Raw genomic sequence first — 12,086 nt, forward strand, 5'->3', positions numbered from 1 at the left:
CGCATGCTGACCTGGCTCTCGCTCCTGTTCCTGGCGCTGTTCGCGCTGGCGGCGTTCCTGCTCGGCCGCGGCCGGGCGCTCAAGGCCGCCGGCGGCGCTTCGGTGCGCCTGCACTCGCTGCCCAACTATTACGGCGCCTACGCCGCCCTGTGGGCCGGCGCCCCCGCCGCCCTGCTCCTCCTGCTCGGCGCCGTGTTCGGCGGCCGCATCGAGGAGGCGGTGCTGCAGGCCGAGCGCCCGGCCGCCATCGCCTCGCTGACCCCCGACCGCCAGGACGTGTTCTTCAGCGACGCCCGCGCCATCGCGGCCAAGGAATCGCCGTCGGAAGTCGTCTACGAGGGCGAACTGAAGACCGCGCTCGACGCCAAGGTCGCCGAGTCCGCCAAGATCACCGCCACCGTGCGCTACACCACGATCGGCCTGGCCGCCCTGGTCGCGCTGATCGGCGTGCTTATGGCCCTGCCGCGCGTGGGTCTGGAGTTCCGCGCCCGCAACCGCGTGGAAGGCTGGATCAACGGCCTGCTGATCGCCTGCTCGGTCGCCGCCGTGCTGACCACCCTGGGCATCGTGCTGTCGCTGGTCTGGGAAAGCTGGCGCTTCTTCCAGAGCGTCAATCCGCTGGCCTTCCTGTTCGGCACCGAGTGGAGCCCGCAGATCGCGATGCGCGCCGACCAGGTGGCCTCGTCGGGCGCCTTCGGGGCCGTGCCGCTGTTCGCCGGCACCTTCCTGATCATGCTGATCGCCATGCTGGTGGCCGCGCCCGTCGGCCTCTACTCGGCGATCTATCTCTCGGAATACGCCGACCGCCGCGTACGCTCGGTGGTCAAGCCGCTGCTCGAGGTGCTGGCCGGCGTGCCGACCGTGGTCTACGGCTTCTTCGCCGCCCTGACCGTTGGTCCGCTGTTCCGGGCCTTCTTCAACGCCATCGGCGAGGGCATGGCCGGCGGCCCGCTGGACGGGATCGCCCAGTACCTGATGCAGGTGCAGAACCAGATGGCCCTGGTGGCCGGCGTGGTGATGGGGATCATGCTGATCCCGTTCGTCTCGTCGCTGTCGGACGACATCATCAACGCCGTGCCGCAGTCCCTGCGCGACGGCAGCTACGCCATGGGCGCCACCAAGTCCGAGACGGTCAAGAAGGTCATCCTTCCCGCCGCCCTGCCGGGCATCATGGCCGCCATGCTGCTGGCCGTCTCCCGCGCCGTCGGCGAGACCATGATCGTGACCATGGCCGCGGGCCTGCAAGCCAAGCTGACCGCCAACCCGCTGGACACGGTCACCACCGTCACGGTGCAGATCGTCACCCTGCTGACCGGCGACCAGGAGTTCGACAGCCCCAAGACCCTCTCGGCCTTCGGCCTGGGCCTGACGCTGTTCGTCGTGACCCTGGCGCTGAACATCATCGCCCTGCGCATCGTCCAGAAGTATCGGGAACAATATGACTGACGCCGCCATCAACGCCGGCGCCGCCCCGCGCGAGCAGGGTCCCCGCCCGCAGCTCTCGGCCGCCGAGGCGCGCCTGAAGAAGCGCTACCGCTCGGAGATGTGGTTCAAGGCCCAGGGCATCGCCGCCATCGTCGTGGCGATGATCTTCCTGGTCGTGCTGGTCGGCCGCATCGTCGCCCAGGGCTACACCACCTTCGAGACCCACTCGATCAGCGTGCCGGTCTACCTGAACCCGGACCGCATCGACCGCACCGCGCTGGACGGGGTCAACTACGACTACATCGTCGCCGAGGCGGTGATGAAGAAGCTGAACATCCAGGACGACGACCTGGGCACGACGTCGGGCAAGGTCATGGACCTGGTCTCGCGCGATCTCGGCTTCCAGCTGCTCGACAAGATCAAGGCCGACCCGTCGGTGATCGGCAAGACCATCGAGGTCACCGGTCCGGTGAAGGCCGACGCCGACCTCTACTTCAAGGGCGAGATCAAGCGCTCGACCGCCGAGGAAGACCGCAAGCTCGACAACCAGCAGCTGGCCTGGCTGGACCAGCTGGAGAAGGACGGCACCGTCAAGGGCGGCTTCAATGTCGGCTTCTTCACCAAGTCCGACTCGACCGAGCCCGAACAGGCCGGCGTGCTGGGCGCGGTGGTCGGCTCGGCCCTGATGCTGGTCATCACCGCCCTGATCGCGGTGCCGGTCGGCGTGCTGGCCGCGGTCTACCTGGAAGAGTTCGCGCCCAAGAACCGCTGGACCGACGTCATCGAGGTCAACATCAACAACCTCGCGGCCGTGCCTTCGATCGTCTACGGCCTGCTGGGCCTGGCGCTCTTCATCAACTGGCTGCACGTGCCGCGCAGCTCGCCGCTGGTCGGCGGCCTGGTGCTGGCCCTGATGGCGCTGCCCACGGTGATCATCGCCACCCGCTCGGCCCTCAAGGCCGTGCCGCCCTCGATCCGCGAAGCCGCCCTCGGCGTCGGCGCCTCCCGCGCCCAGACCGTGTTCCACCACGTGCTGCCGCTAGCCATGCCCGGCGTGATGACCGGCGCCATCCTGTCCCTGGCGCATGCGCTGGGCGAGACGGCTCCGCTGCTGATGATCGGCATGGTCTCGTTCGTGCCCGGCGTGCCGGAAGGCTTCACCGGCGCCTCGACGGTGCTGCCCGTTCAGGTGTTCATCTGGGAGAACGCCTCGGAGCGGGCCTTCCACGAGCGCACCGCCGCGGCCATCCTCGTGCTTCTCGTCTTCATGATCGTCATGAACGCCGCGGCCGTCATCCTGCGCCGCCGCTTCGAACGCCGGTGGTAGGATCAAGATGACCGTCACCAACCCCAACGCTCTCGCCCTCGTCCAGGGACACGCCATGCCCACCCAGAACCGCGACGCCTCCGTCGCCGCGCCCGTGATCCACACCGCCGTGCCGCAGGGCCACGGGACGGTCGAGACCCGCGAGTTCAAGATCCGCGCCCGCGACGTCAACGTCTTCTACGGCGAGAAGCAGGCGCTGTTCGACGTCGCCCTCGACATCCCGGCCAAGTCGGTCACCGCCTTCATCGGCCCGTCGGGCTGCGGCAAGTCGACCTTCCTGCGCTGCATCAACCGGATGAACGACACCATCCCGTCGGCCCGCGTGCAGGGCTCGATCGAGATCGACGGCGCCGACGTCAACGCCAAGAGCGTCGATCCGGTGGTGCTGCGCTCGCGCGTCGGCATGGTGTTCCAGAAGCCGAACCCGTTCCCCAAGACCATCTTCGAGAACGTCGCCTACGGTCCGAAGATCCACGGCCTGGCCACCCGCAAGGACGAGCTGGAAAGCATCGTCGAGAGCAGCCTCAAGAAGGCCGGCCTGTGGAACGAGGTCGCTGACCGCCTGCACCAGCCCGGCACCGGCCTGTCGGGCGGCCAGCAGCAGCGCCTGGTCATCGCCCGCGCCATCGCCGTCTCGCCCGAAGTGATCCTGATGGACGAGCCCTGCTCGGCGCTGGACCCGATCGCCACGGCCAAGATCGAGGAGCTGATCGACGAGCTGCGCAGCCAGTTCTGCATCGTCATCGTCACCCACTCGATGGCCCAGGCCGCCCGCGTGTCGCAGAAGACCGCCTTCTTCCACCTGGGCAAGCTGGTCGAGAGCGGACCGACCGAGGAGATGTTCACCAATCCTCGCGACAGCCGCACCCAGGACTACATCACCGGCCGCTTCGGCTAAGCCAGAGGGGACGAGGCACATGACCGAACATACCGTCAAATCCTACGGCGAAGAGCTGAACCACCTGACCGCCGAGGTCACCCGCATGGGCGGCCTCGCCGAGGCCCAGGTCGCCGACGCCGTCGACTGCATCGCCCGCCGCGACGCCCCGCTGGCCCAGCTGGTGGTCGGCCGCGACGAGCGTCTCGACAGCCTGCAGGTCGAGATCGAGCGCAAGGCCTTCCGCCTGATCGCCCTGCGCCAGCCGATGGCCGTGGACCTGCGCCACGCCGTCGCCGCCCTGAAGATCTCGATGAGCCTCGAGCGCTGCGGCGACATGGCCAAGAACATCGGCAAGCGCGCCATCATCCTGACCGAGGCCGAGCCTATGAGCGCCCTGACCCGCTCGATCGAGCGCATGGGCCGCTTGGTGCAGAGCCGCCTGAAGGACGTGCTGGACGCCTACACCGCCTCGGACGTGCAGCGCGCCATCAACGTCTGGAGCAGCGACGAGGAAGTCGACGAGCACTACAACTCGATCTTCCGCGAACTGCTGACCTACATGATGGGCGATCCGCGCACGATCAACGCGTGCACGCACCTGCTGTTCGTCGCCAAGAACCTTGAGCGGATCGGCGACCACGCCACCAACATCGCCGAGATCATCCATTTCGAGCTGACGGGCGAGGAGATCATCTCCCAGCGTCCCAAGCTCGACGTCGTCGCTCAGTAAGCTTTCGGGAGGCCTTTAGAAGTGACTCCGTACGTTCTGGTGGTCGAGGACGAGGACGCCCTGGCCACCTTGCTTCACTACAATCTCGACAAGGAAGGCTACCAGGTCGCGGTGGCCGCCGACGGCGAGGAAGCCCTGACCCTGGCCAGCGAACGCGCGCCGGACCTCGTCATCCTCGACTGGATGCTGCCCAAGGTCTCGGGCATCGAGGTCTGCCGCCGCCTGCGCGGCCGCACCGACACCCGCAACGTGCCGATCATCATGCTGACGGCGCGCGGCGAGGAAAGCGACCGCATCCGCGGCCTCGACACCGGCGCCGACGACTATGTGGTCAAGCCGTTCTCGATGGTCGAGCTGACCGCCCGGGTCCGCGCCGTGATGCGCCGCATCCGCCCGGCCCTGGCCGATGACCGCATCACGGTCGGCGACATCGTCATCGACCGGGTCGCCCACCGCGTGAAGCGCCAGGGCAAGGAAGTGCACCTTGGCCCGACCGAGTTCCGCCTGCTCGACTACCTGATGCAGCATCCGGGCCGGGTGTTCAGCCGCGAACAGCTGCTGGACGCCGTCTGGGGCTCGGACGTCTATGTCGAGGCCCGCACGGTCGACGTCCACATCGGCCGCCTGCGCAAGGCCCTGAACGGCTCGACCGAAGCCGACCCGATCCGCACCGTCCGCTCGGCGGGCTACTCGCTGGACGTCGAGGCGGCGTAAGGATTCCCTCTCTCTGAGAGAGAGGGAGGGGCCCACGCCAAGGGCGTGGGAGGGTGAGAGGTTACAGTCTCACCGGACAAGGCGCCGTTCCCCAAACCACCCGTCATCCCGGAAAGCCCGAAGGGCTTATCCGGGACCCAGGGGCCGACGCAGTGCGGCGACCCCGGCTCTCCGGTACGCGGCGCCCGGATGACGATGGAGAGAACGGTAAGAGGTTTCCCGGTAAGCGGTGAAACCTCTCACCCTCCCACCGCTGCGCGGCGGGCCCCTCCCTCTCTCAAAGAGAGAGGGTCGATCATTTCCCCCGCAGCCGCCCGATGATCTCGCAGTCGGCCACCGTGTCGGCGCGGCAGTGGCCCAGCATGTCCTGCAGTTCGGCGCGCATGGCCGTGAGGTCGGCGATCTTGCGCTCGACCTCGGCCAGCTGGTCGCGGGCCAGGGCGTCGACCTCGCCGCAGGGGCGGTCGGCGCCGTCGGCGAGATCCAGCAGCGCCCGGATGGCGTCCAGCCCGAACCCCAGGTCGCGCGAGCGCTTGACGAAGGCCAGCCGCCGCTCGTGGCCGGTCTCGTAGGCGCGGTAGTTGCCTTCCGTGCGCGGCGGCTTGGGCAGGAGGCCCATGCGCTCGTAATAGCGGATCGTCTCGACCGGCACGCCGGTGCGGCGGGCGAGGTCTCCGATGGATAGTGCAGGCATGCTCTTGACCCTGTAGCGACTACAGGGTGCAGAGATGGGGCCTTCTCGATGGAGGTCCAGATGTCCGGTTGCTGCGGCGACGATCTTTGCAAGCCCCAGAGCGCTCCGCCGTCGGGGCGCTGGCGCCTGGCGCTGTGGATCGCGCTGGTGGTCAACGGCGGCATGTTCCTCGTCGAGGGGACGGCGGGCCTGTTGTCGGGCTCGGCGGCGCTGCAGGCCGACAGCCTCGATTTTTTCGGTGATGCGGCCAACTACGCCATCAGCCTGGGCGTGGCCGGCATGGCCTTGGCCTGGCGGGCCCGGGCGGCGATGCTGAAGGGCGCGACCATGCTGGCGTTCGGGGCCTGGGTCAGCGGCGCCACGCTGTGGGGCGTGTTCGAGGGCCGCACCCCCGAGGCGCCGGTGATGGGCGCCCTGGGCCTGGCCGCCCTGATCGCCAACGTCGCCGTGGCGATCATGCTCTATGGCTTCCGCACCGGCGACGCCAACATGCGCTCGGTGTGGATCTGCTCGCGCAACGACGCCATCGGCAATGTGGCGGTGATGCTGGCGGCGCTGGGCGTGTTCGGCACGAACTCGCGCTGGCCCGACCTGCTGGTGGCCGGTGTGATGGCGCTGCTGGCCCTGCAAGGCGGCTGGGAGATCGTCCGCCAGGCGCGCGGCGAACTGCGCCAGGCCAAGGCTCCGCCGGCCCCCGCCCGCTTCAGCGTGGCGGCGCGGAAGCGCTGACGTCGTGCGTGGTCCTCGCCCTTCGACGGGCTCAGGGTGAGGACCAATTTAGGCGCGGTACCCGAAAACCTCATCCTGAGCTTGTCGAAGGACGAGGTTTTCGCTCCGCAAGGCGGGCTTAGGGCTGGCCCAGCGCCGCCGTCACCGCCTCGGCCGTCAGTATGGCGTGGGCGTAGGTCGGGGCGTTGATGGCGTGGGCCGCGTGCAGGGCCTCGTCGGTGAAGGCGGCCGTGGCGTCGGTGACCAGGGTGACGTGATAGCCCAGCTCCGAGGCGAAGCGGCCGGTGCCCTCGATGCAGGTGTTGGCCACCAGGCCGATCAGGATCACGTGGGTGATCTCGCGCTGCTTGAGGCGATAGTCGAGGTCGGTGTTGGCGAAGCCGCTGGAGCCCCAGTGCTCGGTGACGATCACGTCGCCGGGCAGGGGCGCGAAGTCGGGGTGCCACTGGCCGCCCCAGCCGTCCTTTTCGAACACCATCGCCCGGGCGCTGCCTTGCAGATAGGGCGAGGGATGCTTCCAGCCGTCCAGGTCGCCCAGGGCGAAGCGATGGTGGGGCACGATGAACACCGGCAGGCCCGCCGCCCGCGCCGCCGCCGTCACGGCCGCCAGCCGCGCGTGCAGGCCTTCGGCGCCTTGGGTCGCCGCCACGCGCGGCCACAGCTTGCCGCCGTCGGCCAGGAAGTCGTTGTAGGGATCCACGAACAACAGGGCGGTGCGGTCCGTGGGATAGGCGTCCGGCATGGCGGCCTCCTGGCGGCTGAGGTCGCCAGGAGGGGCGCGATCGGCGTGGAAGGCTTGGATGTTCCGGTCGTGGCGGGGCCTCTCCCAAATTCCCGTCATTCTCGCCCTTGCGGCTGACGGAGGGGCCTGCCAAGAGGGCGGGCGTTGGCGCCGTCCTGAATCCCTCTCTCTTAGAGAGAGGGAGGGGCCCATGCGAAGCATGGGAGGGTGAGTGGTTACACCCTCTGCCGGCGTGCCGGCGCATCGCCCGCAACGCCAAGATTTCCCAAGGGCTTCGCCTACCCACTCACCCTCCCACGCCTTGCGGCGCGGGCCCCTCCCTGTCTCCATGAGAGAGGGTTTTGGTGATCGCAAACCACCCTTTGCGGAGACGCCCACCGGGGCTGGGTCGCTAGCGGTGGAGGTCCCCGGTTCCAGGCGGGAATGACGGGATGAAAAAGGGCGCTGCCGCCTAAACCCGCTCCGTCGCCAGTTCGCAGGCCTGCGCTATGGCGTCGAACAGGGCCGAGACCGTGACCGGCTTGGCCAGGTGCAGGTCGGCGCCGGCCGAAAGGCAGGCTTCCACCTGGTGGGGCATGGCGTTGGCGGTCAGCGAGATGATCGGGATGCGCAGGCGGCCGGCGGCCCGCTCGCGCTGGCGGATCTCCTGGATGGCCGTCAGCCCGTCCATCACCGGCATCTGGGTGTCCATCAGAACGAGGTCGAAGTCCTGCGCCTGGTAGGCGCGCAGGGCCGCCTCGCCATCCTCGGTGACGACCACGTCGGCGACGCCGTCGAGCATCAGCTCGACCACCCGCTGGTTGGTCGGATGGTCCTCGGCCAGCAGCACCCGCAGGCGCTCGGGCGCGGCGGCCTTCGGCGCGCGCCGGGCCGGCGCCGGGGCTTCCGGGGCGGCCGGGGCGAGGCGGGCGGTCAGGGTGAAACGGGCGCCTTCGCCGGGCGTGGAGACGCAGGCGATGTCGCCGCCCATCAGCTTGGCGAACCGCTGGGCGATCGACAGGCCAAGGCCCGAGCCGCCGAACCGGCGGGTGATCGAGCCGTCGCCCTGCACGAAGCGCTCGAACAGGCTGGCCTGCACCTCGGGCGTGAAGCCCTCGCCGGTGTCCTCGACGGTGAGGGTCAGCAGCACCTCGTCGCCATCGGCCCCTTCGACGGTCCTGGCGCTGGCGTGGACGCTGACCGAGCCCTCGCAGGTGAACTTCACCGCGTTGCTGATCAGGTTGTTGACGATCTGGCCGAACTTCAGCGCGTCGCCGGTGACCCGCTGCGGGAAGGGCTCGTCGAACTTCAGCGAGAAGGACAGGCCCTTCTGGTGAGCCAGGCCCTCGAAGGTGGCCGCGCAGGCGGTGACCGCCGCGCGCAGGTCGAAGGGCGCGGCCTCCAGCTCGATCTCGCCGGCCTCGATCTTGGCCAGATCCAGGATGCCGCTGAGCAGGGCGTTCAGGGTGCGGCCGGAGCTGAGGATCACGTCCATCATCTCGCGCTGGCGCGGGGTCAGCTCGGTCTGGGCCAGCACCTGGGCCATGCCCAGCACGCCGTTCAGGGGCGTGCGGATCTCGTGGCTCATATTGGCCAGGAACTCGGACTTGGCGACGCTGGCGGCGCGGGCCCGCTCAAGCGCGGCCTCCAGCGCGATCGCCGACTTCTTCCGCTCGGTGATGTCCTCGCTGATGATCAGCAGCAGCTTTTCGTCGCCCTCGCCGGGGATGGCGATCTTCTTGGTCTGCAGCCAGCGGTCGCCGTTGTGCGGCGTCTTCAGCGGCTCCTCGTCGATCACCCACAGCCGGTCGCTGGCCAGCACCTTGGCGTCCATCTCGGCGAAGAAGGCGGCCTGCTCGGGCGGGAAGAAATCGGCGTCGTTGCGGCCGATCAGGTCCTCGCGCGGCACGCCCAGCAGTTCCTCGCCGGTGCGGTTGACCAGCACGAAGCGGCCGTCGCGGCCGTTCTTGACCACCAGCATGGCCGGCACGCTCTCGACCACGGCGTCGAGGAAGGCCCAGGAGTGCAGGGCCTTGGCCGGGTGGGAAGCGGCGTCCGTCGCGGCCGCCGGGTCGCGCGGAAGGTGATGGTCGTCCTTGGCCATGTGTCTTTAAGATAGCCCCGTGGCGCGCGTCCTGCCCTGGACGTGCGAATTTGCACAGAAAGAAGCCCGCGCGCGGGGCGCCTGGCAATCGGGCCAAGCGTCGCAGGATGGGGTGATGGACGATCGGACGCAGCGGGCGCTTGACCCGCGCCCCCGCGCGCGCGACATCCCCGGCTCATGGAAAAGCTGACCATCCTCCTCGTCGGGTCCGGCGGGCGCGAGCACGCCCTGGCCTGGAAGATCGCGCAATCGCCGCTGTGCGGCCGCCTCGTCGCCGCCCCGGGCAACCCGGGGATCGCGACCGTGGCCGAGCTGAGGCCCGTCAAGGCGACCGACGCCGACGGCCTGGTGGCGCTGGCCCAGGAGATCGGCGCCGACCTGGTGGTGGTCGGCCCGGAGTCGGCGCTCGAAGTGGGTCTCGCCGACAAGCTGGCCGAGATCGGCATCCCCTGCTTTGGCGGATCGCAGCGCGCCGCCCAGCTAGAAACCTCCAAGGCCTTCACCAAGGACTTCTGCAAGCGCCACGACCTGCCGACCGCCGCCTACGGCGTGTTCGAGGACGCGGCTTCGGCGAGCGAATTCCTCGACACCCTGGAAGCGCCGTTCGTGATCAAGGCCGACGGCCTGGCCGCCGGCAAGGGCGTGGTCATCGCTCCTGACCGCGCGGCGGCCGACGCCGCGGTGGTCGACATGCTGGGCGGCCGCTTCGGCTCGGCCGGCGCCCGGGTGGTCATCGAGGAGTTCATGCACGGCGAGGAGGCCTCGCTCTTCGCGGTGTGCGATGGCGAGACTGCGATCTTCTTCGGCGCGGCCCAGGACCACAAGCGCGCCTATGACGGCGACGAGGGTCCCAACACCGGCGGCATGGGCACCTATTCGCCGCCGCCCGTGCTGACCCAGGCCTTGGTCGAGCAGGCCTGGCGCGAACTGATCGTGCCGACCGTCGAGGGCATGGCGGCTGAGGGCAATCCCTATGTGGGCGTGCTCTATGCCGGCCTGATGCTGACGCCCACGGGCCCCAAGCTCGTCGAATACAACGCCCGCTTCGGCGATCCGGAATGCCAGGTGCTGATGCTGCGCCTGGAAAGCGACATCGTCCCGACCCTGCTGGCCGCGGCGCTAGGTCAGCTGGCGAGCGCCGAGCCGCCCAAGTGGCGCGACGAGGCGGCGATCTGCGTGGTGCTGGCCGCCGAAGGCTATCCCGACGCCCCCAAGACCGGCGGCCTGATCCAGGGCGCCGAGGCCGACTACGGCCACGAGGCCGAGATCTTCCACGCCGGCACGACCCGCGACGCCGACGGCCGTCTCGTGGCGTCCGGCGGCCGCGTGCTCAACGTCTGCGCCCTGGGCGCGACCCTGCACGAGGCCCGCGACGTGGCCTATGCCGCGCTGGGCACGGTGTCGCTGGAAGGCGGCTTCTACCGCAGCGACATCGGCTGGCGGGCGCTGAGCCAGCATTGAGCTGATCCCTGGAAGAACCCTTCCCCCTTGATGGGGGAAGGGCAGGGTTGGGGGGGACCTGCTGAACTGGCCGCCCGCGCCAGCCGCCGACGCCGTGACCACCCCCATCCCCGACCCTTCCCCCATCAAGGGGGAAGGGGGTTTTGTATTGCGTCCGACGTCGCCGTCTCTAAACTCCCATTCAAACAAATGTTGGGAGTGAAGCGCCGTGGCCGAGCCGTCCGCTCAGGAGCTGAATTCGGGCACCAAGCCGGTCGATCCGCGCCATGCGATCGACGAGGCCGCCCTGGCCGCCTGGCTGGAGGCGAACGTCGAGGGCTATGCCGGCCCGCTGGAGGTGCGCCAGTTCAAGGGCGGGCAGAGCAATCCCACCTACCAGCTCGTGACGCCCGCCAAGCGCTACGTCCTGCGCCGCAAGCCGCCTGGCAAGCTCTTGCCCAGCGCCCACGCCGTCGACCGCGAGTTCAAGGTGATCTCGGGCCTGCACCAGGCGAAGTTCCCCGTCGCCCGGCCCTACGCCCTGTGCATGGACGAGGGCGTGATCGGCACGATCTTCTACGTGATGGACAACGTGGAGGGCCGCATCCTGTGGGACGGGACGCTTCCGGACTATGCTCCACCTGAGCGGCGGGCGATCTACGAGGCCCAGATCGACACCCTGGCGGCCCTGCACACCGTCGACTACGCCGCCGTGGGCCTGGCCGACTACGGCAAGCCGGGCAACTACTTCACCCGCCAGATCGACCGCTGGACCAAGCAGTACCGCGCCAGCGAGACGACGAAGATCGACGAGATGGACCGGCTGATCGACTGGCTGCCGGCCAGCGCGCCGGCCGATGACCAGACCTCGATCGTCCATGGCGACTACCGCCTCGACAACATGATCCTGCATCCCACCGAACCGCGCGTGATCGCGGTGCTGGACTGGGAGCTGTCGACCCTGGGCAATCCGCTGGCCGACTTCACCTATTTCCTGATGAACTGGGTGATGCCGTCCGACCAGCGCGGCGGCCTGGCCGAGATCACCGACCTGACCGCCTACGGAATCCCCACCATCGAGGAAGCCGTGGCCCGCTACTGCGCCGCGACGGGGCGCCAAGGCCTGCCGCAGCTGGACTGGTACTTCAGCTACAACCTCTTCCGCCTGGCCGGCATCTGCCAGGGCATCGTCGGCCGCGTGCGCGACGGCACGGCGGCCAGCGCCCACGCTCAGCTGATGGAGGCCCGGGTGCCGGTGCTGGCCAAGGGGGCGTGGATGTTCGCGCGGAAGGCGGGGGCGTAACTCAAGATGCTCCCCCTGG

General features: G+C 69.2%; 11 protein-coding genes and 1 pseudogene. 9 read left to right on the forward strand and 3 right to left on the reverse strand.

Annotated features, from left to right (window positions below; translation table 11 throughout):
• The first annotated feature begins 3 nt into the window (after window positions 1–3).
• Genes pstC through phoB form a run of 5 tightly spaced genes read left to right on the forward strand, consistent with a single transcriptional unit; the run spans window position 4 to window position 5,076 of the window.
• Window positions 4–1,446, forward strand: a complete 1,443-nt coding sequence (gene pstC, locus DDF62_RS06045) for a phosphate ABC transporter permease subunit PstC (protein WP_116488296.1) — start codon at window positions 4–6, stop codon at window positions 1,444–1,446.
• The gene (gene pstA, locus DDF62_RS06050; protein WP_116488297.1) at window positions 1,439–2,752 is read left to right on the forward strand and encodes a phosphate ABC transporter permease PstA; all 1,314 of its coding nucleotides are present in this window, start codon (window positions 1,439–1,441) and stop codon (window positions 2,750–2,752) included. The genes pstC and pstA overlap by 8 nt, the downstream gene beginning before the upstream one ends.
• Window positions 2,753–2,807: 55 nt before the next feature.
• Window positions 2,808–3,650, forward strand: a complete 843-nt coding sequence (gene pstB, locus DDF62_RS06055; RefSeq protein WP_425267026.1) for a phosphate ABC transporter ATP-binding protein PstB — start codon at window positions 2,808–2,810, stop codon at window positions 3,648–3,650.
• A 19-nt stretch (window positions 3,651–3,669) separates the two neighbouring features.
• Complete coding sequence (phoU, locus tag DDF62_RS06060; protein WP_116488299.1) at window positions 3,670–4,362, forward strand: phosphate signaling complex protein PhoU; 693 nt, start codon at window positions 3,670–3,672, stop codon at window positions 4,360–4,362.
• A gap of 21 nt (window positions 4,363–4,383) precedes the next feature.
• A complete protein-coding gene (gene phoB, locus DDF62_RS06065) occupies window positions 4,384–5,076 on the forward strand; it encodes a phosphate regulon transcriptional regulator PhoB (RefSeq protein WP_058349669.1) in 693 nt (230 codons plus the stop codon).
• Window positions 5,077–5,371: 295 nt separating this feature from the next.
• Here the strand turns inward: phoB and DDF62_RS06070 are convergent, their stop codons facing one another.
• Window positions 5,372–5,770, reverse strand: coding sequence for a MerR family transcriptional regulator (locus DDF62_RS06070; RefSeq protein WP_116488300.1), 399 nt, complete (start codon window positions 5,768–5,770; stop codon window positions 5,372–5,374).
• A 60-nt stretch (window positions 5,771–5,830) separates the two neighbouring features.
• Between DDF62_RS06070 and DDF62_RS06075 the strand changes: the two genes are divergently transcribed.
• Together DDF62_RS06075 and DDF62_RS26070 are read left to right on the forward strand one after the other, a co-directional pair.
• On the forward strand, window positions 5,831–6,499 hold the full coding sequence (locus DDF62_RS06075; RefSeq protein WP_116488466.1) for a cation efflux transmembrane domain-containing protein: 669 nt from the start codon (window positions 5,831–5,833) through the stop codon (window positions 6,497–6,499).
• Window positions 6,496–6,600: pseudogene (locus tag DDF62_RS26070) on the forward strand (hypothetical protein); the annotation flags it as partial. The gene DDF62_RS06075 and the pseudogene DDF62_RS26070, both read left to right, overlap by 4 nt.
• A gap of 17 nt (window positions 6,601–6,617) precedes the next feature.
• Here the strand turns inward: DDF62_RS26070 and DDF62_RS06080 are convergent.
• Complete coding sequence (locus tag DDF62_RS06080) at window positions 6,618–7,241, reverse strand: cysteine hydrolase family protein (protein WP_116488301.1); 624 nt, start codon at window positions 7,239–7,241, stop codon at window positions 6,618–6,620.
• Window positions 7,242–7,692: 451 nt separating this feature from the next.
• A complete protein-coding gene (locus DDF62_RS06085) occupies window positions 7,693–9,324 on the reverse strand; it encodes a PAS domain-containing sensor histidine kinase (protein ID WP_116488302.1) in 1,632 nt (543 codons plus the stop codon).
• 177 nt (window positions 9,325–9,501) lie between these two features.
• Between DDF62_RS06085 and purD the strand changes: the two genes are divergently transcribed.
• Together purD and DDF62_RS06095 are read left to right on the forward strand one after the other, a co-directional pair.
• Window positions 9,502–10,785, forward strand: a complete 1,284-nt coding sequence (gene purD, locus DDF62_RS06090; protein WP_116488303.1) for a phosphoribosylamine--glycine ligase — start codon at window positions 9,502–9,504, stop codon at window positions 10,783–10,785.
• A gap of 208 nt (window positions 10,786–10,993) precedes the next feature.
• Window positions 10,994–12,067: a phosphotransferase family protein gene (locus DDF62_RS06095; RefSeq protein WP_116488304.1), complete on the forward strand. Its 1,074-nt coding sequence runs from the start codon at window positions 10,994–10,996 to the stop codon at window positions 12,065–12,067.
• Window positions 12,068–12,086: the final 19 nt, after the last annotated feature.

The sequence above is a fragment of the Caulobacter radicis genome (genome assembly GCF_003094615.1).
Lineage (GTDB): Bacteria > Pseudomonadota > Alphaproteobacteria > Caulobacterales > Caulobacteraceae > Caulobacter > Caulobacter radicis.

Excerpts from the sequence above, each read along its gene's own strand:
- DDF62_RS06080 (WP_116488301.1), bottom strand. The coding sequence starts at position 7,241 with ATGCCGGACGCCTATCCCACGGACCGCACCGCCCTGTTGTTCGTGGAT.
- pstC (WP_116488296.1), top strand. The coding sequence starts at position 4 with ATGCTGACCTGGCTCTCGCTCCTGTTCCTGGCGCTGTTCGCGCTGGCG.
- pstA (WP_116488297.1), top strand. The coding sequence starts at position 1,439 with ATGACTGACGCCGCCATCAACGCCGGCGCCGCCCCGCGCGAGCAGGGT.
- pstB (WP_425267026.1), top strand. The coding sequence starts at position 2,808 with ATGCCCACCCAGAACCGCGACGCCTCCGTCGCCGCGCCCGTGATCCAC.
- phoU (WP_116488299.1), top strand. The coding sequence starts at position 3,670 with ATGACCGAACATACCGTCAAATCCTACGGCGAAGAGCTGAACCACCTG.
- purD (WP_116488303.1), top strand. The coding sequence starts at position 9,502 with ATGGAAAAGCTGACCATCCTCCTCGTCGGGTCCGGCGGGCGCGAGCAC.
- DDF62_RS06070 (WP_116488300.1), bottom strand. The coding sequence starts at position 5,770 with ATGCCTGCACTATCCATCGGAGACCTCGCCCGCCGCACCGGCGTGCCG.
- DDF62_RS06085 (WP_116488302.1), bottom strand. The coding sequence starts at position 9,324 with ATGGCCAAGGACGACCATCACCTTCCGCGCGACCCGGCGGCCGCGACG.
- DDF62_RS06075 (WP_116488466.1), top strand. The coding sequence starts at position 5,831 with ATGTCCGGTTGCTGCGGCGACGATCTTTGCAAGCCCCAGAGCGCTCCG.